We start from the raw sequence: 23,609 nt of genomic DNA, 5'->3' as shown, positions 1-23,609 counted from the left end.
TTAATAAGTATTTAATAAATAAAAAATGACTAATTATAATAATTAGTCATTATGTGAAATCTACTTGATATTAGTTATTATTCAAGCTTTTAATACTATTAACTAATATTTTAATAATATTACTGTTCCATAATAATGCGATACCGCTACAAAATAATGCTCCTCCTGCAGCTGCTTTTAAAATATTTATATTATCAGATGTAGAATTAGAGCATTTTTGTTCATTTTCTTGGTTTGGTTCTTCTTCTTTCATTTTTAACTCCTTTATTTTAAATAAATTTAAAGCATAAAATAATAATTTCTACTCTAAATTTTTGATTTTCTTATAGTGTTACTTAATATTTTATTATCATTTTATAAATACATCATATTATAATATATATAAATTCAATAGAATGCCAATAAATTTAATAATATCATATTATTTATATAATAATTTTCTAATTTTAAAACTTTAGCTATAAGAATAAGTAAAAACATAAAATACCACTTTCTAAATTTTTTATAAATAATTATATATTAAAATATGTATTTTTATGTTAAAAGTTCAATGTTTAATAAATATATTATTAATGTTTTATTCACTAAATTATCAATATTCTTTTTACTAGTTTAATTCTTGCCTAATAAATTAGTACAATAGCAACATTCTTATAACAAACTTTTTTTATAAATAAAGTATATTATAAGAATTAAAATAATGATAAATTTAAAGAATAATTTCATTGGGTATATATTAATATAATTAAACTATAATTTTTTAATTAAAATAATAAAATATATAGTATATGTTGTAATTAATTTATTAATCTATTTACACTTACCCACCCTCTATATTGAGAATTTCTATCTGTTTTTTATTTCATTTTTCTTTAAAATACTCTCTTCAATTCTAAAGCCCACCCAAATTTTATTTAGATTTAAAATCCCTTTACCGCACGCAGAGTGAAATTATAAATATATGCTAATTATTAATTTTAATTTTTTATTATATATAAAATTTTGCTTGCCGTGCGTAGTGTAAATCTTAAAAATGATTAGTATGATAATATAATTTTTAGAATTAATAATTATACAGTATGAATTAATATTTTACACTAATTCATACTGTAAATAAATTAATATAATTAACTATAGTATTTTTCTTTATCTAATTTATTTTCTTTTTCATTTATAATTACATTTGTTGCTGCATCTCCAACAACATTTAAAGTAATTGCTGCCATACCTGGCGGATAATTCATTGCAAGCACTAATGCATATCCAATCATACAAAAATCAGAAGTAAATCCAAGTCCAGATAATATTACAAATATCATAGTTGTTCCTGCTACAGGTATAGCAGGTGTTCCCATAGCTGTACATATTGATAGAAAAGCAGCTATAACAAGATGTTCAGGTCTTAAATTAATTCCAGCTGCTGTAGCAATAAAAGTTATTGACATCATATGCATTACTGTAGTACCGTTCATATTTATAGTCATACCAGTTGGCAAAATAAAACTGCTAATTTCCTCACTACATCCTAATTCTTCTATGCATGTCTTTGTGTTTAATGGAAGTGTGGCAGCTGATGAATTCGTTGCTGCTGCAAATAATCCTACTTTTGTAATCTTTTTAATAAAAATAAATGGATTTAAACCTGTAGATATAAAAATACCAATAGGGTAAATTGTGAATACCAATACTATACTAATAATTATAGTTGATATCATCCAAGCAATTGTAGGAGTTAAATATTCTATGCCGTATATAGCAAAACTTCTTGTAATCATGCAGAAAATCGCTATAGGGCTTATTTTATTAATAATAAAATTCATATATAAGTTTACTATATTACTTATGGCAGTCAATAATTCTTTAATATAGTTAGATTCTTTTCCAATTTTATTAAGACAAATTCCGATTATTATAGCAATTAATACAACAGAAAGTATACTATTGTTTGAAGATATAGAATCTACTATATTATACGGTATTATATTTATAATTGTTACAAGCGGATTATATGCCTCCATTGTTACTATAGACTTTTCATATATTTCAGGCAATTGTACTGAAAAAACACCTAAATTTTTAAGGAAATATGCAAAACAACTAGCCAATAAAGCTCCAATAATATAAAAAATGATGAATATTATAATTGTTTTTCCTACTATTTTACCAAACCTATTTGTATCTGTCATACTGCATAATGCAATGGCTAAAGACGATAAAACTAATGGAACAATCATTAACTGTATTGATCTCATGAATAATTGACCAATAATATAAAAGAGGCCTATGGAATAAAATCCTTTCTCTTCAGAAATATCATTAAAAAATATTCTGCTTATAATTATCCAAATTTTTTCTTTATTTACTGATAATAAATATTCTCGTAAGTATAGAAACAATATACCGCATATTATTCCTAGTACTACAGCTATTAACATTTTTTTTACAATAGAGATTTGATGTTTTTTTGTTTTCATTTTATCCCTCGCTTATATACGATTATACGGATAATCAAACAGGAATATTTTTGCTACATCAATAAATCAAATTTATATTTGCCTCTCTAGAAAAGTGTATCCATTCATCATCAGGTTTTTTATCTGTTATTATATAATCAACCTTATTTAAATCTAAAAACTGTACCAGTGCTTTTTTATTAAATTTAGTGTTATCAGCGAGAAGTATTACTTCTGATGCCTGTTTGATCATTTCCATTTTTATTTCAGCATCTCCTTCATTAGAATCCATAACACCTTTATTGATATCCAATCCTTTACAGCTTATTAATGCAATATCCATATAATATCTTTTTATATTTTCTTTTGCTAAATTCCCCTGTAATGAAAGAGTTTTTTCGTTAAATGTCCCTCCTATTGAAATAATATTTATTTTAGAGCCTAATAATTCTCTAAAAATTTCAGTAGAAGAACTTAGAATAGTTAAACCATTTATGTTTTTTATAGCTTTTATAGCTTCCATAACAGTAGTACTAGAATCAGCAGCTATAGTTTTTTTATTTCCAATCATGTTATAAAATAAACTAGCTATTTTTCTTTTTTCTTCTATGTTAATAGAAGCTCTAGTATAAAAACTCATATTCTCCTTTTGAGATTGATTATTAAATATCGCTCCTCCAAAAGTACGAGTTACAAAACCTTCTAGTTCTAACTTTTCTAAGTCCCTTCTAATTGTTTCTTCTGTAACATTAAAAGTTTTGCTCAATTCAGAAACAGTAACTTTTTTATCAATTTCTATTTTACTTTTAATTTTATCTAATCTGTTTTTCATTATTAAAAACCTCAATTTTTTCTTTATTTTACCATTTATTATATTTATATCAAAGCTTTTTATTAATAAATAGCAAAATAAATTGTTGAATTGAGATTTATTTATCAATACTTTCAGCTAATTCACGCATATATTTTATATCCTCATCAGACAATTTTATTTGTACAGATTTAACATTTTGTTCTATTTCAGCAACAGTATTTGCCCCGCTTAATAGATTAATAAATTTACCTTGAGATAATATCCAAGATATAGCTAAGTTAGCAATAGAACAATTATATTTCTTGCAAAGTTCCTGCCATTTATCCATCATATCCATAGCTTTTTGCATATTTTCTTTTTGGAACCATTTTTTATTGCATTGAGCACCAACTGGAGTATAATCTCTAGGTAATGTTCCTGTTAATAATCCTTGTTCTAACGGAGAATATGCTTGAATAGTAATATTATTTTCTTTACATATAGGAATCAAATCTTTTTCTATAGCACGGTCTAATATACTATATTTTGCTTGAACTATATCTAAACTTCCATATTTTAAATATTCTTCAATATGTTCCACAGTAACATTGGCAGCACCTATAGCTCTTATTTTACCGCTTGCTTTTAATTCATTTAATACTTTCATGGTGTCAGAAATAGGGGTAAAATAAGGCTCTACAGCTTGCCAGTGAGTCATATAAATATCTATGTAATCTGTTTGCATACGTTTAAGACTATTTTCTATCTCTTCAAGTATAGATTCTCTTGACAAGTTTTTATAAAGCTGAATATCTCCAACTTTGTTAAAAAGACTTCCTTTTCTTTCCCATACAATACCGCATTTAGTGATAATGATAATATCTTTACGATTCATTTTTTCTAATGCTTTTCCTAATATTCTTTCACTGTTACCAAAATTATAACCGGGAGCAGTATCTATTAAATTTATACCTAGCTCAGGGCATTTTCTAATTGTATTAATACATACCTCCTCATCTTTATCGCCCCCCCAAGCAGGACCTCCTCCTATAGCCCAAGTACCTAAGCCTATTCTTGATATTTCAATATTTGTATTTCCAAGTTTCATTTTTTCCATTATTTATTCACCTCATATTCTTTTAATATTTCTGTTACTTGTTCAATACTATGCACACCTGTTGTAGCACCTACATACTGCACAGATATTGCCGCTGTAGCATTAGCATAAATACCGCATTCTTCTAAATTTTTACCTTTCAAAATAGCAGAGATAAATCCAGAAACAAAATTATCTCCAGCCCCTGTAGTATCTATTGCTTTTATTCCTTTAACAGCAGGTATTACAATAGTTTTTTCATTGTTCTTTATAAAACAACCTTCTTTTCCAGTTTTGATTATTACATTTTTTACACCGCATTTTAATAATACATCAGCTATTTCATCATATTTTGTTTTTCCAGTTAATAGTTTAGCTTCTTCATAATTAGGAAAAAAATAATCAATAAACTGCAAAGATTCTTTTATATCATTCAAAGTTTCACCCAACCTAGGTTTAATCATATCCGCACAAATAGTCATATTATTTTCTTTGGCTATTTTAAATATATTAACTAATGCTTTACCATTTAATAATGGATTATTGAAGATGCTTGCTAATGAGAGAATTTTTGCCTGTTTCATTTTATCAAAATTGATATGTTCTATATTAGTTTTCCATAAACTTCCATTTCTATTAGTAACAAAAGTTCTCTCTCCATTATCAGTAACCAAGCCTATATTAATAGAAGTATCTATCTCTTTTACTATTTTTATTCCTTCAACATCAATATTATCATTTTTACAAGATTCAAGAATAAAGTTTCCAGCAGCATCCATACCTATACAGCTTATTACTCCTGTTTTATATCCAAGCCTGCTGATAATGGTAGCCTCATTTAAAGCATCTCCTCCAATAGTCATTTTTATTTTTTCTATTGGATATGATTCTATATCAAATATATTTCTTGAAACTGGCTGAAGAATTATATCTACAATAGCCGCTCCAAGACAAATAACATCTAATTTCTTATCCAAAATCAAACCGCCTTTTTATTTGTTCCAAATAATATAATTTTTTCCATAGCTCTTTCTTTAACTGCCTGTCTTACAGCTCTTTCTAATTCTAAAAAGCTTTTATCTTGATTTTTTACTATAGCATCCATAGCTGCTTGACATAATTCAGTATGTATATTAATTTTTGATATACCTAAAGAAATAGCCTTCTTAATATCCTCATCACCTATACCAGAAGCACCATGTAATACTAAAGGTACAGATACAACTTTACTAACTTTTTCTAATACATCAAAATTGATTTGTGGTTCAGATGTATATACACCATGCTGATTTCCTATAGCAACAGCTAGAGAATCACACTGAGTTCTCTCTACAAATTCAGCAGCTTGATTAGGGTCAGTATATTTATAAGCAGCCAATGCTTCTTCATATATAGTTTCATTTCCAACATGTCCAAGTTCTGCTTCTACAGGTATTCCTAATGGATGAAAATAATCTACAACTTCTTTAGTTAAACGTATATTTTCTTCAAACTCAAATGCAGAAGCATCTCTCATTAATGAGTTCATACCATGATCATAAGCATTCTTTACTATTTCCATACTGCGTCCATGGTCCCAATGTGTTATTACAGGTATAGAAGCTTTTTCAGCCATAGAAACCATCATTTTAGAAAAATCTTCAAAAGAAGTATTTCCAACAAATCCTGTACCAAATGATATTATAATTGGTGCCTTTAACTCTTCAGCAGCATCAATTACCCCCATCAACATTTCTGCATTCCACACATTAAAATGCGGTATTGCATAATGTCCTTTTTGTGCTTTTTCTTCCCAATATTTTATATTACCCAACATAAATACATTCTCCTCAAAATTTTATTAATCTATTTTTATTACACTTTTTATTATTTCGTTTTTACAATTTACAGAATCTTCAAATGCTTTTTGAACATCTTTATACTCAAATTGATGTGTTACCATAGAAGTTACATCAAATCTTCCGCTCGAAATAGCAGAAATAGTTACAGGATATCTGTTTGCATAACGAAATACAGTTTGTATAGTTACCTCACGATTTATTTTTAAGAAATTGATAGGTGTCTCTCCCGGAATAGTTCCAACTATCATTATCTTTCCGCCTCTCATTACTATATCTTGAGTCTGTTTTGCCGTAATAGGGGAGCCTGCTGTTTCAAACACAACATCAGCACCAAGCTCTCCAAATATTTCTTTTATTTTTGAAACAGTGTCACCTTTTCCATTGATTGTTTGTGAAGCACCTAATTTTTTAGCCATATCAAGACGTTTGTCTATAACATCTACAACGATAATATCATTGCAGCCCATTATTTTACAGCCTTGTAATGTCATAAGCCCTATACAACCAGCACCCAATATTGCAACTTTATGACCGGGTTTAACGTTTGCAGTCATAGCAGCATGTATACCTACAGAAGCAGGTTCAACTAAGGCTCCTTCCATTATAGACATGTTATCAGGCAAATGATATACAAAACTTTCAGGGTGACATAGATAATTAGTTAATGCCCCTCTGTAATTAGGCTGTGTTGCCATAAAGTCTACATTTGGACAAATATTATATTTTCCTTCTAAACAAAATCTGCATTTTCCGCAAGGAACTCCGGGTTCAATACATACTCTATCGCCTTTTTTGAAATTTTTTACTTTTGGACCAACCTCTACAACTGTACCAGCACATTCATGCCCTAAACCTATCTCTTGATTTGGATCTTTAGGCGGTATAAAAGGACCTGATTCAAATCCATGTATATCAGAACCGCATATGCCAACATATTCTACTTTTATTAACACTTCATCATCTTTAGGAGTAGGATATTCAGCATCTCTAATTTCCATAGTTCCTGGAACTTTTAAAATAGCTTTTGTGTTTTTCATATAAAACCTCTTTTTATTATGATTTTATTTTTTAGAAACATTACCAATCTCTTCGATAGAAGCACCTCTGGTTTCTATACCGATTGTAATGATAGCGATAGCAACTATAATAGATACAACACCTAATAATATAAATACTCCCATAGGACCTTTTGTATCTAAAAGGCTTGCCACAGCATATGGAGCTATAATTCCGCTTATACGTCCAACAGCATTTGATATTCCTGAACCTCTAAGTTTTGCCTCTGTAGGCCATATCTCAGGTACATATACAGCAGAAGCGTAACATACATACATATATACAAATGTTATTAAAAAGAAACCTATTATTGTTATATAAGTCATGTTTGTTTGCATTGAATATATATAACCAAGTATTGCTATTACAATAAGTAAGGCAGGTCCCATCACTTTACGCGGTATTTTATCTATAATAAGCATAGCTATAAATATACCAAATGGTGCTCCAAACATGCTCATTGTATTTAATAATATAGAATCTTTTAAATTTATTCCTTGTGCTAAAAATATTGTTGGAAGCCAATTTATTAAAGTATATTGTACTACATTCATGGCAATTAATACAAAAGAACCAAGTATTACTCTTTTTAATAAAGCACCTTTAAATAATTGTGCAAAAGAGATGCTTATTGTTTTTTGTGTTTGTTCTGATGAATTTGTTGCTACGGGTTCTAATTTTTTTCCTATATTTTGTTCTACTTGTGTTTCTATATTAGACATTATTTTTTCTGCTTCATCATAAAAACCTTTTGATTCAAGCCATCGAGGAGATTCAGGAAATTTTTTCCAAATTATTAATGTTGCTATTAACGATAATACAGAAGGTATTACAAATTGTATTCTCCAATTCATATTAGCTGTAAAAATTGGAGATATGAACACAGCAATTGTAGAACATACAGGATAAGACCAATTTCCAATAAATGAAACTCTGCTTGACCACATACCTCTATTTCTTCCCGGCATATACTCTGTAAATCCAGCAAACATAGTTGTAAGCAATGCTCCCAAACCAAAACCCATTATAAATCTAAAAATTATTAAATAAGTCATATTTGGAGAACAAGCACCTAATAACATAGATACTATATGTATTAGTTCAAATAATAATATGCTTTTTTTACGTCCTATTTTATCTCCAATGATACCTCCTAATAAAGCACCTAAAAACATACCCGCTGTTGTTAATGATGAAAATATTGCACTTATATCATTATTTGTCCAACCTATTTCTGCTAACTGTGCTAATACTAATCCGCCTATAGCATTACTCCAACATACTAATAACCCAAATGCTATCATTGCAAATATTTGATAATGCCATTTATTATTTGGTAGTCTATCTAATCTAGGACCGCAATTTACAATATTTGTATTACTCATTATAATACCCCCTATATTATTTAAAAACTATATTATTCTTCAAAATCATAATGAATAATAACTTTTATTGCTTCTTTGTTTGCCATAGCTTCAAAACCTTTTTCCCATTCAGAAAGACCTATTCTATGAGTTATCATTGGCTGAACTTTTATAGCTCCAGATGCTAATAGGCGTATAGCATTTCTCCATGATGTAGAATCATATGCCATGTGTCCTATTATACTTTTGTTCCAAGAGGTTATATCGTTAATAGAGAATTCTATTGGTTTAAATCCCATACCAACTCTTACAACTTCACCATTAGGTCTTAACATTTCAATAGATTGTTTTAATGCTATATTTGCTCCAGAACATTCAACTACTAATCCTAAATTATCTTTTCCGCAAATCTCTTGACAGCGTTTTACTACATCTTCTTTTGAAGCATTTACTACATGTGTAGCTCCTAATTCTTGTGCCACACCAAATCTTACTTTAGTATCTTCTTCTAATCCAACCATAACAATATTAACAGCTCCCATTATTCTAGCTATTTGTACCGCAAATAATCCTAAAGGACCAGTACCGAAAACAACTATATCTTGTCCGGGTAAGAAATGAGATTGCTGAGCTATTGCTTTATAAGAATTACATATAGGGTCTAATACAGCAGCTTCTTCATATTTTACATTTTCAGGTATTTCCCATATAGCATGTTTATGAATTCTTAAAATCTCTCCGGGAACTATACAGTATTTAGTAAAACCACCTCCCCATCTGTTATTATCAAGTCCTAAATTAACTTTTTGTTCACAGCATAAAAAATCACCTTGTTCACAAGCAGGACATACTCCGCATACATGTCCGCTATTATCAGAAACTACCCTCTGACCAACTTTCCAATCTTTAACATTACTTCCAACTTTTACTATTTCACCCGCAAATTCATGCCCTCTTATAGAGTTAAACTCATCAGAACCATTTTCAACGCGAAAATGTTTCATATCAGCCCCACATATAGCAGCAGCTTTTATTTCTAATAGTATGTCCTCAGGACCTACTTCTGGCACAGGTACATCAATCATCCTGTATCCGCCAAATTCTTTACCAAATCTAGCTAAAGCTTTCATAATATGTTCTCCTCCATAAAATAAATAAAATAGAAAACTAATTTTTGTATATTTTTATTTTAGTACATTTTTTCTTTAAAATCAAATAAAAATCTGTTTTTTAAAAATAAAAATATGTTTTTTAAACTTTTTTCCTGAAATTTTTATAATTTATCTTTTTATCAATGTTTTTATTGTTATTATCATAAATTTCAAATGTTGTATTATAAATATTTCTATATATAGTAAGTTATTTTGTAAATATTTTTTACAATAATCTATATAATAAAAGTTAAAATTTAAAAATAAAATTATAAAGAACACTTACAAAAACATAACTTATGAGAAATTCCTTGATTAATATATAATTAGTTATATAATATATGAATTAAAATTGATGAGTATACATACTATATAAGGATAAATATTATGATATCAGAAGATGACCATTCATTAGATAGTAAAAATAAACATTTTATAATAAGCGGTGAATTAGCATTAATTTTAGTTGTCATTATAAATAGTTTTAGTGTTGTGTTAATGCTTTATTCTGGCTCTGGCATATCCGCTATATCAAGCGTGCCTTATGCTTTTTCTGAAGTTATTAATAATATATCTCTTGGAACTTTTACTTATATCTTTCAAACTTTACTCATATTAGTGCTTATGATATTAAGAAAAAAGTTTGTTGGAGAATATTTATTTAGTTTTGTTGTAGGGTTTTGTTTTGGTAAATTTGTGGACATACATGCTGCTTGGATAAATCATCTTCCATTAACAATGACAAGCAGAATAATATATTTTATAATAAGTTATTTTATATTGGCATTTGGAATAGCATTATCAAATAGATGCGGACTTCCTATAATACCTACAGATTTATTTCCGAGAGAATTGTCTAATATAATAAAAGCATCTTATGCAAAAGTAAAAATAATATTTGATGTAACTTGTCTTTTAACAACAATAGTAGTTACATTTGTATTTTTAGGTCATATAAAAGGCCTTGGAATAGGCACTGTACTTTCAGCTTTTACAATGGGAAAGGTTATTTCTTCTATAGGGAAAATGATTGATAAAAAATTTGAATTTATTCCATATGTAAAAAAAATATTCCATAAGAAACATGAGGTATAATTTTATATTAATATATAAAAAATATAGTAAACATAGACTATATTTTTAAGCTATAGCTTTTTTGTTGCATTTAATTAAAATTATGGTTATAGCTTATATTTTTTAAAAACTTATCATCTAAAAAATATAAATTTTTATACTAACATTCTAATTTAAATAGATACTATGAGTTTAATTGTATATTCTATGAAATCTGAAAAATACATATAGAAAGATTAAATTTTTCAAGAAGATATAAAATATATAATGAAATAAAAGATTAAAATTAAATTTTTAAAAAATTAAAATATAGTTTCATGATTTATATTGACATTAGTATTTTATATGCTATAATAAATTTAAAAAATTATAAATATTTATTCATTTTATGCTATACAATAATTATGAACATCTTATAAATAGAATAGTTCGCATTATACCTATAAAAAAACATAGAGATAATTTAAGAAATATATTATACGATATTGTAAATTCATTATATAAAATTGAATATATATCTCAAGAACTCAATAAAAAGAATAATAATACTGATTCAGGTACAGTTATTATAGAATGTCAAGGAGGATTATCTGATCAATTTTGGAAATATGTACTTGGTGAATCTATAAAAAAACATTATAATTTTACTGTAAAATACGATATAACTTGGTTTGATTATAAACATAAAGATGTTGATGGTAAAGATGAAAGACCTTTTGAATTACTTAAACTATGTCCTGATATAGATTTTAAAATTGCTGCTTATGATGATATATTTTTTTATAAGGCGTGTTTTCCTGTTATAAGTAAATCATATTTTGGATATGATATTAATAGTTTTTTACAAAATAATAAAAATTTATTTTTATATTCATATCCTAGAATTTTAGATATTAATGTTAGTGATATAACTAAAAATATAGATTTAGATAAATACCATTATAATACTTTGCAAGGAGATAATTTAGTATTATATAATGAATTGAAAGATAAAGAATCGGTAGCTGTACATATTAGACTTGGAGATAGCTATGTTATGTCATGTTTTAAAAAAGTATTTAATAGTAGCTATGAAAAATATGCTAATTATTTTATAGAATCTATAAATAAATTATTGAGTGAATTGAAAAATCCTACTTTCTTCTTTTTTTCTGATAATATAGATTGGGTTAATAAAAATATAATAAAAAAATTAGATAATAGTATATCTTATAAAATTAGTAGTTCAAAAAACCAACCTTATATGGATATTTATTTAATGTCAAAGGCAAAACATTATATAATTTCTTTAGGTGGTTTTGGAGATTTAGCTACTCGTTTTAATAATAACGAAAATAAAATTGTTATTAGAGCTTGTAAATTTAATTATGATTATCTATGATGCTTTTGTTTCTTCCCGTTTCTTTTGCTTCATATAATGCTTTGTCTGCTTTTTCTATTAAACTATTAATTGTATTATCATCTGTTTTAATTGCTCCGCCAAAAGAAGCAGTTGCTTTTAGAGAATATTCATCAGTTGAAAAATCTGTTTCGTATATTTTCTTTCTTATTATTTCCATTATATTAAAAAGCTCTTTTTTAGTCTTTGTATCAATAACTATAATAAACTCTTCTCCACCATATCTTGCAAGAAGTGAATTGTATTTTATTTGTTTTAGTGTTTCTCTCATTACCTTTGAAGCTATTTTTAATACATGGTCTCCTACATTATGACCATAACTATCATTATAATGCTTAAACTTATCTAAATCTATTATTATTACAGAATATATTTCATCTTTTTTGTTTTCTAAATATTTTAATAAATAGCCTCTGTTGTATAAATTAGTAAGTTTATCTCTATTTGCCAAAAATGATAGTTTTTCACTGTAAAGAATAATAGATAAATGATTTATTAGTATTTCTAAATATTCTTTTTCAATGCTGCTTTCAATTATTAAATATCCAAACTCATAATTTCTTGCTTGTAATTTATATTTATTATTATTTTCTTTTATTATATTTTTTGAAGTCGAATACCATAGATTTGAATTATTATCTTTATAAAAATATAATGCAAAGTTTTTTATTATTTTTTTAGAGCTTTTTTCAAAGGTTTTTATTATGCCGTCTACAGAGAATGGTTCTGGTATGTTGTTTAAGGTTTTTATTATTTTGTTTATCTCTTTAATCATTTTATATACAAACTGTTAATTATTTCTTTAGCTAAAAATATTAAATTATTACTTGTAGCGAGTGTTGAGATAATAGTAAGTACTATTGACTCTTCTTCTTTTACTGCTATTGCCATAGCATTAAATAAATTATTATTTTTAGTTTTACAATTAAAAATTATAGAGCCGAATATATCATTATGCTCTTTTCTTTTTACAACAGACACTGGTGATATTATAGAATAGAGGTTTTTATTTTCTGCTTTAAAATTATTTAATATTTGAGCTATTTCTTTTTCGTCATATTTTGAATTATCATAACTTAATAGTATAGAAATAGTTTTTTCATTGTTTTCTATTTTTAATACACTATTTTCTACACTAGCATTAAAATTCTCTGGTACAATCAAATTAAACTTATCAGGTTTAGCATTAATTACAGTAAACTTTGAAAAATGAAAAATTGAGTTTTCTTTTTGTTTTTTTATATTATCGATTTTCTCTTGAATACTAGAATCTTTACTAATATTAAATGCTTTTTCTAATATCTCTATAGCATTATCATATTCATATATAGCAGCATAAACTATAGACATATTAATCATAGATAATACATCTTCTTTGTCTAAAGATATAGCCATTTTGAATTTTTCAATAGCTTCTTTGTATTTCATCTCTATAGAAAGTAAAACTCCATATTGACCATATACACTAGCATTAACATTACCTAAAGATATTATCTCTTCTATAGTAGATTTTGCTTCTTCATATTTATAGGTGCTAATTAATGCTTCTATTTTGCTTTCTAATATATCCTTATCTTTTGGAAGATATTCTAATGCCTTATCTAAAATATGTATTACACTTTTATAATCTTCTTCTTCATAAAATATATCAGATAATACTAAATAACCTTCTTTGTAGTTAGGTTCTTTATTTATTAATTGTAATGCAATTTTTTTGGCATAATCTAAATTATTTTTCTCTATGAATGTATTTATTGCAGTTAAAATATTTTCTTTTGACTCTTTAATTATTTCTTTAATTTCATTTTCTATATTGTCCATTGAAACACTCCATTTTTATTTCCATTCAACTATAGAAAAATTTTCTTCTTTGTTGTTTATAGCATATTCTCTTAATTTTTTATCAGGATTAACGCATACTTTTTTAGCTGCAAAAGCAAAGAAGGGTAGGTCGCTAATAGAATCACTGTATACTATATTTTCTGATATGTTTTTTTTAAAAATTCCTTCTGTAAAAAGTCTATGCCTTTTAGCTTCATTATAACAATTTTTTCCATACATAAAGCCAGTATATTTTCCTCTAAATACCCATAATTCACTGCCCATCACTTTGTCAAAGCCTAAGTTCTTTCCTATAAACTTTGCATATATCTCAAAACTTGCAGTAACCATTACAAGCTGATAGCCTTCTTCTTTTAATTTGTTTATCTCTTTGACGGCATCATTATAATATAAGCTTGGTACAACTGTGTTAGCAAACTCCTCTCCAATACTATCTCCAAACTCTATAGAAATGTTTGTGAAAATATGAGCTATTTCATATTTAATTCTTGAGTTGTCTATAATTTTTAAAATAAATAAAATAAAATATGGAATTAATCTAATATAATAAATAAAACTTTTAGGATTTTTTTTTAAGTAGAAAAACATAAAAGGAACAATAGAATCTTTTTTTATAATAGTTTTATCCAAATCAAAAAAAGCAATCTTCATAAGTTAATGAATATCTCCCCAACTTAATCCCTTATGTATATCAACTGTAATAGGAACATTAGTTTTAACAGAATGCTCCATTATCTCTTTCATTATAGTCATAGCCTTATCAGCTTCTTTTTCAGAAACTTCAACAACCAATTCATCATGCACCTGCATAACAATTTTAGCAGTTTTGAAATGATTTTTAAACTCTTTATGTATAGCAATCATAGCTACTTTTATCATGTCGGCAGCACTTCCTTGAATGAGAGTGTTTAATGCCATTCTTTCAGCTTCATTTCTTACAACCGCATTCGATGAGTTTATTGTTTTAGATAAATCTCTAATTCTTCCAAGCATAGTGCGAACATAACCTTTGGCTTTTACATCTTCTATAACCTTTTCACAGAATGGTTTTACTTGAGAATATGTTGAAAAATATCCTTTAATAAAATCATCTGCCTCTTTTCTTGTTATGTTTAATTCTTTTGAAAGCCCGAAAGCAGTTTTACCATATATAATAGAAAAATTAATTATTTTTGCTGTGTTTCTCATTGAAGGAGTTACATGCTCTTTGCTTACAGAATATATTTTCATTGCTGTTTTTCTGTGTATATCATCATTATTTTTGAAAGCTTCAACCAACACAGGATCATTACTAAAATGTGCTAATAGTCTTAATTCTATTTGAGAGTAGTCAGCTGCTATTAATACATTTCCTTTCTCTGCTATAAAAGTATTTCTAATATCTTTACCTTCATCTCCTCTTGCTGGTATATTTTGCAAATTAGGTTCTGATGAAGATAAACGTCCTGTTGCTGTTACAGTTTGATTGAAAAAAGCATGTATTCTATTAGTTTTTTTATGTACTAGTGTAGGAAATACATCAAGATATGTGTTTTTTAATTTTGAGTATTTTCTGTAGGTGAGCATATATTCTGCTATTTTATGTTTTTTAGAAAGTTCTTTTAATACTTCTTCATCAGTTGAGAAACCTGTTTTAGTTTTTTTAGTTGGAGATATTCCCATTTTTTCAAATAGTATATATTCAAGCTGCTTTGGAGATTGTAAATTAAACTCTTCATGAGCTTCTGCATATATTTTAGCTTTTGTTTTTTCTAAAAGTGAAGCATATTCTTCTGATAGAGATTTCATTTTTTCCGTGCTTATATAAACCCCATCAAACTCCATATCGGCAAGTACACTGACAAGAGGCATCTCTACATTAAAAAATAATTCCTCAAGATTATATGTATTTAAAAGCGGAGCAAAATATTCGTAAAATCTAAATGTAATATCAGCATCCTCACAAGCATACTCAACAACATCTTTTAATTCAACATCTAGTAAAGTATTTTTAGCATTGTCTGTAATGTCAGCATATTTTATGGTGTTGTATGATAAATAACTTAAAGCAAGGTCGTCCATGTTGTATCTGCCTCTGCTTGGGTTAATCAAGTAGGCAGCTACCATTGTGTCAAAATATATGTTTCCAAATTTTTTACCAATGGCACGCATCATCTTGTATTCATATTTCAAATTATGACCTATTATTTTTATATCTTCTTTTGCTAAAGTGTCAAATACTAATTTTTTGCAAGCTTCTTTATCTATATTTGTTCTACCGCTTAAGTCTAAATAAAAAGCCTCTTTTGATTTTATTGCAAATGATATTCCTATTATTTCATCCGTTAAAGTATCTAACCCTGTAGTTTCAAAATCTATACATACAAGTTTTTTTGAGTTTATATCATTTAAAAGATTTTGTAGTTCTGTTTCATTTTCTATTAAATAGTATTTAGCATTATTGTCTTTAGAGTTGGATACTATTGTAGTTTTTTCTGTGTTATCTTCTGCATTATTAGTTTCTTTTTTTGTTTGAGATATTTGCACTTTTTCTTCTTTTTTCTTGCTGCTTCCGTATATGTAATAATTAATCTTATCTCTTATTTGTTTTAATTCCAAATCATCTAATATTTTATTAACTTCATCTATATTAATTTTGTTTTTTTCAATTTCTTTATAATCTATATTTAATTCTTCTATTTCTCTTTTAATTGTTGCTAGCTCATAACTCATATATGCGTTGTCTTTATCAGTAATGAGCTTTTCTTGTATCTTTCCTTTTATAGAATCAATATTTTTATAGATGTTATCTAATGAGTCATATTCTTCAAGAAGTTTTACAGCAGTTTTCTCTCCAATTCCTTTAACGCCCGGTATATTGTCAGAAGCATCTCCCATTAATGAAAGTAAATCTATAATTTGATTAGGAAATACTCCTCTTTTTTCTTTCACCATATTTGCATCATATTCAATTAATTCATTATCTTTATTACTTGCTATTACAGATGTATTATCATCAACAAGCTGAAGTATATCTTTATCTGGAGAATATATTATTGTTTTAATATTTTCTTTTTTATTGTTTTGGGCAATGCATCCTATAATGTCATCAGCCTCATAATTATCAAGAACTATCCTTGTAATTCCAAGTGCATCTATAAGATTATATAATATAGGTATTTGACTTCTTAAATCATCAGGCATACTTTCTCTATTTTCTTTGTAGGCTTTATATATTTCGCTTCTAAAAGTTTGTCTTGAGCTGTCTAGAGCTATTGCTGTGTAATCAGCAGGGTAGGTATTGATTAAAGAAAAGTATGTTCTTAAAAAGCCATTAATTGAAGAAACGTTTTGACCTTTAGAGTTTATTAGAGGACGTTTCAAAAAAATAAAATGATATCTATAAAGTATACCAAAAGCATCAATAATAAGGAATGTTTTTTTCATTTTTTTATTATATAATAAAAACAAAAATTATGCAAAAATATTATTTTGTTGTTTTTATTATTTATTATTTGTGAGCATTGCATTAGCAAAATCTTGATATGTTATGTTTTGTAAATTATAAATATTAATAAATCCATTTGTAGACATTATACTAGATGCAATAGTGCATCTGTTTCCACTTCTGCAATATACTAAATATTCTTTGTTTTTATCTAACATATCTATCTTTGATTTGAAGTCTTGGCTTAATACATCTATATTAATAGAGTTTGGAATATTCCCTGCTAAATATTCTTCTCTTGTTCTAACATCTAAAATAATAAGATTTGTTGAGCTATTTACTAATTTAATTGCTTTTTCTATATTAAGATTTTTATATCCTTTATTTGAACAGGCAAGAAATAAAAAAGAAATAGATAAAATTATTATAATTTTTTTCATTTATTTTTCCTAAAATATGTTAGAATATATAAATGATATTATAATAATTAAAAAAAAAGTCAATTGTTTTATTTATTTTTACTTATATAATAAAAAACTATTTTTTTTATTATATTTACAATATAATAAAAATTATTTGACGAATATGTAATATATATAATTAATTATTATTTGGTTATTAGGTATGATAAAGAGAATAATATTATTTTTTATTATAATTATTTGTATCAATTCTTGTTATGATATAGCTTATGTTGGTATTTCAGATAGATATATGGGTACATTTAAAAGTCGAGAAAAACTTTTTGGTGAGGGATATGATAAATATTTGTATCTTAATATAAGAAGCGGTGGACTAATTACATATTTTGGCGGAGAGGGAGATTCTGATATAAATGGTATTCCAGAGTATGAAGATGAAAGAATAACTTTTATTAATTTTATAGGTGATGGTAATGTTTACAGTTTTTCTAACAATGAATATACTGGTAAAATAATTTTTTATTCTGATGAACAAGCTTCAATTACAATGAAAGGTAATGGTATTTTTAATCTTCAAAATATAATTTGTGATAAAGTAAATAACTAATAAATTCTAACTATATAATACCGATAATATAAAAAATTAATATGGAGTAATTATTATTATGAAAAAAATATTATTAATAATGCTATCAATTATTTTTGTTGTTTTATCTTGTAAATCAGCTCCAAATCCTCTGTCTCCAGAACGTCAAGGAAAATTTGTTAGTGCTAAACCTGTTTCTAGTGATTCTTATTTGGTAATCGAAGTTACTGCTGATAGAGGATTTAAATTATATTATTCATTAGATGATATAGGTACTCCTATACAAAATGGAAAAGAAAATACTGTTACAGGTGATGATATGAGAGGAGAGGACCCTAATTATAATTTTCAAACAGGTGTAATGGGAGGTACTTTACAATTTATTTCTGATACAGTTATAAAAGTAACAGTTAATTTCAATGATGGGTCAGCTACTTTCAAAGATGTTTTGTGTTATCAACAATAATAATATTAGTGCATAATGGTGTTGCTGCATAACAATATGTTAATTTCTTGAAAACTTCATTTTTTTTTACTATACTTATTTATATAAATAAAGTAATAAAATGTTTGGAGTTTTTTTTTATGAGGTCATATAATACAGTAGCTTTAATTTTAGGAGGAGGTAGAGGTACAAGGCTCTATCCTCTTGTTAAAGATCGTTCTAAACCTGCAGTATCATTGGGCGGTCATTACAGAATGATTGACATACCTGTTTCTAACTGTATCAATAGCGGACTTAGAAATATATATGTTATTACTCAATTCAATAGTGCTTCTCTAAATAATCACATTTACAATGCTTATAGATTCGACAACTTCTCTGGCGGTCATGTTAGTATATTGGCAGCAGAGCAAACTGATACTAATATAGATTGGTATCAAGGTACTGCCGATGCTGTAAGAAAGAATCTTGCTCACTTCGACAATGATTATGTTAATAATGTTCTAATACTTTCTGGAGATCAGGTTTATCGTATGGATTATAATGTTATGGTAAGACATATGCTTGAAACTGGTGCTGACATAGTTGTTGGAACTGTTCCTGTAGTGCGTGAAGATGCTAAAGGTTTTGGTGTAATGCTTGTTAATAAAAGAGGACAGATTACTAATTTCCAAGAAAAACCTAAAGAAGATGATGTTTTAGATTCTTTAAAATTGAGTGAAGAGCAAAAAAAGATGTTTGAAATAGAAGATCCTAAAAAAGAATATTTGGCTTCTATGGGTATATACGCATTTAGAAGAAATGTGTTAAAAGAACTTCTTAGTGATGTTACAATGATAGACTTTGGTAAAGATATTATTCCTGAAGCTATTAAAAAATATAAAGTATTCAGCTATGCTTTCCAAGGTTATTGGGAGGATGTAGGTACTATTAAAGCTTATTTTGATGCTAATATATCTTTTGGAAGCAAAAATCCTCCTTTCGATTTTTATGATGAAGATGCTCCTATATATACACATGTCCGTTACTTGTCTCCTTCAAAAGTTGAAAAGGCTACTATTACTTCTAGTATAATTGCTGATGGATGCAGAATAGAAAATGCTACTATCAAAGAGTCAGTAATAGGTCTTCGTTCTGTAATTCAAAGCGGTTCTACTTTAGAAAAGGTTATTATGATGGGTAGTGACTTCTATGAAACTAGTGAGGATATTGAGAGATTAAATGTTAAGCATTTGCCTAAGGTTGGTATAGGTAAAAAATGTACACTCAAAAATGTTATCATAGATAAGAATGTTAGAATAGGAAACGATGTTATCATTACAAATAAAAAGAAAATTCAGCATCAAGACAGTGAGTTTTACTGTATTAGAGATGGTATAGTAATTATTCCGAAAAACACTATTGTTAAGAGTGGTACGGTTATATAATCTTTTAATTAGGCATTGGGTTCTTACTCAATGCCTTTTTTATGAAAATAGTTTATATTAAAATAATTTTTAAAATACTTTTAACTCTATTGATTTTTTTAATTTATAAAGTTATTATATATTATGTTTATAAAATTATATTATATGATTATGTTAATAAGATGAAAATTAAATTTGTTCCTATCGTTTTTTTGTTGTACATCAGTATTATATATGCAGATATAAATACTCTTTTTAATATAGGTATGGATGATGTTGTAATAAATACAAACAATAAACATCAACTTTATTTTGAACAGAGCTTTGCTGGCGGATATAATTTTATAAAATTTAATGCAGAAACGAAATTATATTACAGAACTTCAATTTATAATGATGATAGAACAAATAAAATATTTCAAAATACTAAGCTTGATTTGGGTATAGAGAATAATTTTTCATTATCATCGGATATGATTGGTTTGTTTGCAGATATTAGACCATTATCTTTTTTTGGTATAAGGGTTAATGCTTATTTTAATTATATATTTAATATTATGAACTTTGGATATGCGGGTTTTGATAATAATGATGTAGATTATTCATATGCTTCTTTACTTGGAATGTCAAAAACAGATGCTATTAGTGTGATTGCTGGTATAACACCTTATTTTTTATATAAATTACCGCATGTTGTTTTTATTAATAGTACTAGTTTTAATTATGTTTTTGCCGGGGATAAAAATTATTATTATGATTCAAGAACTGCTATACTTCATAAGAAAAGTGAATTTGAAATTATGAATGATTTTTTTATATTAGCTAATATAACCCCTTTTTATATAGGTGCTTCTTATGCTTTAACTTATCTTGTAAACTCAAATATACTAACACATAAATTAGCTATAGTTGGTTTTATTAGTTTTAAATTTTTACAAAATAGACTCTCGCTTGATATATTAGCTTCTTCTGGTTTGCATGTAAAATTACCATATTATGATAGCACTACTTTTGTAGAGGCAAAAGCTTCTTTAGTTTATAAAATTTTATAGAGTGTAGGTTTTTATGTTGAAAAGGAAATTGTTACCAGATAAATATTTGCTCATTATATATATAGCATTACTTGCTGCTGGGCTAGTTGCTATATATGGAGCACAAACAATTCATGAACCAAATGAACCTTATTTTTATAATCATCTTAAATTATTATTATTGATGTTAGCAGTTAATGTTATAATATTAATAGTTCCAGATTTTTTTAATCTAGTAGATAAATTTATGCCGGCAATATTATTAGGCACTATATTGCTTTTAATAGTAGTTTTAATATTTGGTATATCTGTTGAAGGCAGCTATGCTAAAAGATGGTTATCTGTTTTTGGAGCTTTTACTATTCAGCCTTCAGAAATAGCTAAAATCACATTAGTTTTATATTTATCTAGTGTGCTTGCCAATAAGGGAGATAAACTTAAACATGTTAAAAATGGTTTACTTCCTCCTTTATTTATATTAGCAATTATATGTTTACTTATAATGTTTGAACCAGATTCTGGTACAGCATTATTATTTGCTATGGTTGGTTTTTCTATGTTTTTTTATGGAGGTATTCCATTAAGATATTTAATTGTTACAGGTATTTTACTTGGGGTTATATTTATAATATTTATACTCAATACTCCATATATGAAAGCTAGGGTAACTTCGTATTTAACACCTCATACACAATCACAAGAAGAGATGTATCAAATTAATAGGGCTAAAAGGGCTTTTAATTATGGAGGGATTACTGGAATACCTGATGAAGATATTAGAGAGGTTAGCACTCATTTGCCAGCAGCTTTAACAGATTTTATTTTTGCTTCTATTGCTCAGAGACATGGGTTTGTAGGCAACATTATTCTATTATTACTATTTTTTTCTTTCACTATTAGAGGCTTTATAGTTTCATCTAGAATAAAAGATTTGTTTCTAAAAAACATATCTTTTGGTATAAATATATTTATTAGCGGACAGGCGTATTTAAATATGATGGTAGCAACTTTAATGCTTCCTACAACTGGTATGCCTTTACCATTTATAAGTTATGGTAGGAATGCTTTAGTTGTTAATATGATTATGTTTGCTATTTTATTAAAAATAACTCAAAGGAGAGAAGAATGAATATAATTTTATCTGGCGGAGGTACAGCTGGTCATATAACACCTGCTATTTCCATATATGACCATTTAAAAAAACTTGGACATAATCCTAGGCTTGTAGTGGCGGCAAGAGATTATAACTTAATACCTGCTCATTATGATTATAATTATTTAGAGATAAACTCTCCGGGAAATATGTTAAAAAATATAGCTTTCTTACTTAAGTTTATACCTTCAATGTTAAAGGCTAATAATATCATTAATAAGCATAAACCTGAGTGCATTATAGGAATGGGCGGATTTGTTTCTATGCCTATGTTGTATGCGGCTAAATTTAAAAAAATACCTATATTTTTATGTGAGCAGAACTCTATACCGGGCAAGGTTAATAAAATATTTTATAAAGATGCTAAGGCTTCTTATCTTACTTTTTCTAAAACTTTACAATATATGCCTAAGGGTAAAGTGATGGGAAATCCTGTTAGAGATGATTTTTTTGTTGTAAATAGAAAATCTGCTAGAATTATTATGAAGTTAAAAGATGATGATAGATTGCTTGTTGTAATGGGAGGCTCTCAAGGGGCATTAAAATTAAATAATATATTTTTGGACTGCATAAAAAACGTAAAAGATAATGTAAATAATTTGCATATAGTATGGCTTGCTGGACCTAAATGGGGGGCTGATATAATAGCAAAAGTTAATGAAAAAAGAATTACAAATGTAACGGTTCATAGTTATTATAAAGATATGGCTACATTGCTTAATGCGGCTGATTTTGTAGTGTCTAGGGCTGGAAGCAGTTCTATTAGTGAAATACTTGCTGTTAATGTACCTTCACTTTTAGTGCCTTTTCCTTATGCTACTGATAATCATCAATATTATAATGCTTTAGAATTAGTTAATAAGGATATGGCTTATTTAATGAATGAGGCGGATCTTGATTCTAAACAGCTAGGAGATATTATTATAAAAAATTTAAATAATCAAGATAGGCTTGATGTGATGAGAGAGAATATTAGAAATAATTATACTTCTAGGGCTGTTACTGCTATTGTTAATGATATTCTCAATATTATGCAAGAAATTAAAAGAAAGTAAAAAATTATTAAAGGA

General features: G+C 26.9%; 22 protein-coding genes. 8 read left to right on the top strand and 14 right to left on the bottom strand.

Features of this window, described 5'->3' with window-relative positions; genetic code table 11:
- Positions 1–70 precede the first annotated feature (70 nt).
- From GQX97_RS03690 to GQX97_RS03650, 9 genes are all read right to left on the bottom strand, one after another.
- Positions 71–253 (bottom strand): hypothetical protein, encoded by a 183-nt coding sequence (locus GQX97_RS03690; RefSeq protein WP_157150594.1) that lies wholly within the window; start codon positions 251–253, stop codon positions 71–73.
- Positions 254–1,127: 874 nt separating this feature from the next.
- Positions 1,128–2,474, bottom strand: coding sequence for a dicarboxylate/amino acid:cation symporter (locus tag GQX97_RS03685; RefSeq protein ID WP_157150593.1), 1,347 nt, complete (start codon positions 2,472–2,474; stop codon positions 1,128–1,130).
- Positions 2,475–2,532: 58 nt separating this feature from the next.
- Positions 2,533–3,285 (bottom strand): DeoR/GlpR family DNA-binding transcription regulator, encoded by a 753-nt coding sequence (locus GQX97_RS03680; RefSeq protein WP_157150592.1) that lies wholly within the window; start codon positions 3,283–3,285, stop codon positions 2,533–2,535.
- Positions 3,286–3,382: 97 nt separating this feature from the next.
- Positions 3,383–4,363 carry an aldo/keto reductase gene (locus GQX97_RS03675; protein ID WP_157150591.1) on the bottom strand — a complete coding sequence of 327 codons (981 nt, stop codon included), beginning with the start codon at positions 4,361–4,363 and terminating at the stop codon, positions 3,383–3,385.
- Positions 4,363–5,319 (bottom strand): carbohydrate kinase family protein, encoded by a 957-nt coding sequence (locus GQX97_RS03670; RefSeq protein ID WP_157150590.1) that lies wholly within the window; start codon positions 5,317–5,319, stop codon positions 4,363–4,365. Before GQX97_RS03670 ends, GQX97_RS03675 begins: the two co-directional genes overlap by 1 nt.
- Before the next feature lie 2 nt (positions 5,320–5,321).
- On the bottom strand, positions 5,322–6,158 hold the full coding sequence (locus tag GQX97_RS03665; RefSeq protein ID WP_157150589.1) for a ketose-bisphosphate aldolase: 837 nt from the start codon (positions 6,156–6,158) through the stop codon (positions 5,322–5,324).
- Between the two features lie 24 nt (positions 6,159–6,182).
- Positions 6,183–7,220 carry an NAD(P)-dependent alcohol dehydrogenase gene (locus GQX97_RS03660; RefSeq protein ID WP_157150588.1) on the bottom strand — a complete coding sequence of 346 codons (1,038 nt, stop codon included), beginning with the start codon at positions 7,218–7,220 and terminating at the stop codon, positions 6,183–6,185.
- A 24-nt stretch (positions 7,221–7,244) separates the two neighbouring features.
- A complete protein-coding gene (locus tag GQX97_RS03655) occupies positions 7,245–8,624 on the bottom strand; it encodes an MFS transporter (RefSeq protein WP_157150587.1) in 1,380 nt (459 codons plus the stop codon).
- Positions 8,625–8,656: 32 nt separating this feature from the next.
- On the bottom strand, positions 8,657–9,733 hold the full coding sequence (locus GQX97_RS03650; RefSeq protein ID WP_157150586.1) for a zinc-binding dehydrogenase: 1,077 nt from the start codon (positions 9,731–9,733) through the stop codon (positions 8,657–8,659).
- A 408-nt stretch (positions 9,734–10,141) separates the two neighbouring features.
- Here GQX97_RS03650 and GQX97_RS03645 point away from each other — a divergent pair, with 408 nt between their 5' ends.
- The gene (locus GQX97_RS03645) at positions 10,142–10,849 is read left to right on the top strand and encodes a DUF6198 family protein (protein WP_157150585.1); all 708 of its coding nucleotides are present in this window, start codon (positions 10,142–10,144) and stop codon (positions 10,847–10,849) included.
- Positions 10,850–11,216: 367 nt separating this feature from the next.
- Complete coding sequence (locus tag GQX97_RS03640; protein ID WP_157150584.1) at positions 11,217–12,209, top strand: alpha-1,2-fucosyltransferase; 993 nt, start codon at positions 11,217–11,219, stop codon at positions 12,207–12,209.
- Here the strand turns inward: GQX97_RS03640 and GQX97_RS03635 are convergent.
- From GQX97_RS03635 to GQX97_RS03615, 5 genes are read right to left on the bottom strand one after another with little or no spacing between them, the layout of a single operon-like run.
- On the bottom strand, positions 12,190–13,002 hold the full coding sequence (locus GQX97_RS03635) for a GGDEF domain-containing protein (protein ID WP_157150583.1): 813 nt from the start codon (positions 13,000–13,002) through the stop codon (positions 12,190–12,192). The two genes, GQX97_RS03640 and GQX97_RS03635, sit on opposite strands and share 20 nt — an antisense overlap.
- The gene (locus GQX97_RS03630) at positions 12,999–14,048 is read right to left on the bottom strand and encodes a lipopolysaccharide assembly protein LapB (RefSeq protein ID WP_157150582.1); all 1,050 of its coding nucleotides are present in this window, start codon (positions 14,046–14,048) and stop codon (positions 12,999–13,001) included. The genes GQX97_RS03635 and GQX97_RS03630 overlap by 4 nt, the downstream gene beginning before the upstream one ends.
- 15 nt (positions 14,049–14,063) lie before the next feature.
- Positions 14,064–14,720: an HAD family phosphatase gene (locus tag GQX97_RS03625; protein ID WP_157150581.1), complete on the bottom strand. Its 657-nt coding sequence runs from the start codon at positions 14,718–14,720 to the stop codon at positions 14,064–14,066.
- Positions 14,721–14,723: 3 nt separating this feature from the next.
- Positions 14,724–17,495, bottom strand: a complete 2,772-nt coding sequence (gene polA / locus GQX97_RS03620) for a DNA polymerase I (protein ID WP_157150580.1) — start codon at positions 17,493–17,495, stop codon at positions 14,724–14,726.
- Between the two features lie 57 nt (positions 17,496–17,552).
- Complete coding sequence (locus tag GQX97_RS03615) at positions 17,553–17,936, bottom strand: rhodanese-like domain-containing protein (RefSeq protein WP_157150579.1); 384 nt, start codon at positions 17,934–17,936, stop codon at positions 17,553–17,555.
- A 184-nt stretch (positions 17,937–18,120) separates the two neighbouring features.
- Here GQX97_RS03615 and GQX97_RS03610 point away from each other — a divergent pair, with 184 nt between their 5' ends.
- The 6 genes from GQX97_RS03610 to GQX97_RS03585 all read left to right on the top strand — a co-directional run bounded on the left by GQX97_RS03610 (position 18,121) and on the right by GQX97_RS03585 (position 23,594).
- On the top strand, positions 18,121–18,525 hold the full coding sequence (locus GQX97_RS03610) for a hypothetical protein (RefSeq protein WP_157150578.1): 405 nt from the start codon (positions 18,121–18,123) through the stop codon (positions 18,523–18,525).
- Positions 18,526–18,583: 58 nt separating this feature from the next.
- Positions 18,584–18,970 carry a hypothetical protein gene (locus GQX97_RS03605; RefSeq protein ID WP_157150577.1) on the top strand — a complete coding sequence of 129 codons (387 nt, stop codon included), beginning with the start codon at positions 18,584–18,586 and terminating at the stop codon, positions 18,968–18,970.
- Between the two features lie 119 nt (positions 18,971–19,089).
- Positions 19,090–20,376: a glucose-1-phosphate adenylyltransferase gene (locus tag GQX97_RS03600; protein ID WP_157150576.1), complete on the top strand. Its 1,287-nt coding sequence runs from the start codon at positions 19,090–19,092 to the stop codon at positions 20,374–20,376.
- Positions 20,377–20,537: 161 nt separating this feature from the next.
- Positions 20,538–21,407 (top strand): toxin A, encoded by an 870-nt coding sequence (locus GQX97_RS03595; protein ID WP_157150575.1) that lies wholly within the window; start codon positions 20,538–20,540, stop codon positions 21,405–21,407.
- A 13-nt stretch (positions 21,408–21,420) separates the two neighbouring features.
- Positions 21,421–22,515, top strand: coding sequence for an FtsW/RodA/SpoVE family cell cycle protein (locus GQX97_RS03590; protein ID WP_157150574.1), 1,095 nt, complete (start codon positions 21,421–21,423; stop codon positions 22,513–22,515).
- A complete protein-coding gene (locus GQX97_RS03585; RefSeq protein ID WP_157150573.1) occupies positions 22,512–23,594 on the top strand; it encodes a glycosyltransferase in 1,083 nt (360 codons plus the stop codon). The genes GQX97_RS03590 and GQX97_RS03585 overlap by 4 nt, the downstream gene beginning before the upstream one ends.
- Positions 23,595–23,609: the final 15 nt, after the last annotated feature.

Source organism: Brachyspira sp. SAP_772 (genome assembly GCF_009755885.1).
Taxonomy (GTDB): Bacteria; Spirochaetota; Brachyspiria; order Brachyspirales; family Brachyspiraceae; genus Brachyspira.
Note: the sequence above shows the minus strand (reverse complement) of the source record. Positions and strands in the feature narration are given on the sequence as shown.

Bases quoted from the DNA above. Each gene is read 5' to 3' on its own strand.
- GQX97_RS03690 (WP_157150594.1), bottom strand. From the start codon at position 253: ATGAAAGAAGAAGAACCAAACCAAGAAAATGAACAAAAATGCTCTAAT.
- GQX97_RS03685 (WP_157150593.1), bottom strand. From the start codon at position 2,474: ATGAAAACAAAAAAACATCAAATCTCTATTGTAAAAAAAATGTTAATA.
- GQX97_RS03680 (WP_157150592.1), bottom strand. From the start codon at position 3,285: ATGAAAAACAGATTAGATAAAATTAAAAGTAAAATAGAAATTGATAAA.
- GQX97_RS03675 (WP_157150591.1), bottom strand. From the start codon at position 4,363: ATGGAAAAAATGAAACTTGGAAATACAAATATTGAAATATCAAGAATA.
- GQX97_RS03665 (WP_157150589.1), bottom strand. From the start codon at position 6,158: ATGTTGGGTAATATAAAATATTGGGAAGAAAAAGCACAAAAAGGACAT.
- GQX97_RS03660 (WP_157150588.1), bottom strand. From the start codon at position 7,220: ATGAAAAACACAAAAGCTATTTTAAAAGTTCCAGGAACTATGGAAATT.
- GQX97_RS03655 (WP_157150587.1), bottom strand. From the start codon at position 8,624: ATGAGTAATACAAATATTGTAAATTGCGGTCCTAGATTAGATAGACTA.
- GQX97_RS03650 (WP_157150586.1), bottom strand. From the start codon at position 9,733: ATGAAAGCTTTAGCTAGATTTGGTAAAGAATTTGGCGGATACAGGATG.
- GQX97_RS03645 (WP_157150585.1), top strand. From the start codon at position 10,142: ATGATATCAGAAGATGACCATTCATTAGATAGTAAAAATAAACATTTT.
- GQX97_RS03640 (WP_157150584.1), top strand. From the start codon at position 11,217: ATGCTATACAATAATTATGAACATCTTATAAATAGAATAGTTCGCATT.
- GQX97_RS03635 (WP_157150583.1), bottom strand. From the start codon at position 13,002: ATGATTAAAGAGATAAACAAAATAATAAAAACCTTAAACAACATACCA.
- GQX97_RS03630 (WP_157150582.1), bottom strand. From the start codon at position 14,048: ATGGACAATATAGAAAATGAAATTAAAGAAATAATTAAAGAGTCAAAA.
- GQX97_RS03625 (WP_157150581.1), bottom strand. From the start codon at position 14,720: ATGAAGATTGCTTTTTTTGATTTGGATAAAACTATTATAAAAAAAGAT.
- polA (WP_157150580.1), bottom strand. From the start codon at position 17,495: ATGAAAAAAACATTCCTTATTATTGATGCTTTTGGTATACTTTATAGA.
- GQX97_RS03615 (WP_157150579.1), bottom strand. From the start codon at position 17,936: ATGAAAAAAATTATAATAATTTTATCTATTTCTTTTTTATTTCTTGCC.
- GQX97_RS03610 (WP_157150578.1), top strand. From the start codon at position 18,121: ATGATAAAGAGAATAATATTATTTTTTATTATAATTATTTGTATCAAT.
- GQX97_RS03605 (WP_157150577.1), top strand. From the start codon at position 18,584: ATGAAAAAAATATTATTAATAATGCTATCAATTATTTTTGTTGTTTTA.
- GQX97_RS03600 (WP_157150576.1), top strand. From the start codon at position 19,090: ATGAGGTCATATAATACAGTAGCTTTAATTTTAGGAGGAGGTAGAGGT.
- GQX97_RS03595 (WP_157150575.1), top strand. From the start codon at position 20,538: ATGAAAATTAAATTTGTTCCTATCGTTTTTTTGTTGTACATCAGTATT.
- GQX97_RS03590 (WP_157150574.1), top strand. From the start codon at position 21,421: ATGTTGAAAAGGAAATTGTTACCAGATAAATATTTGCTCATTATATAT.
- GQX97_RS03585 (WP_157150573.1), top strand. From the start codon at position 22,512: ATGAATATAATTTTATCTGGCGGAGGTACAGCTGGTCATATAACACCT.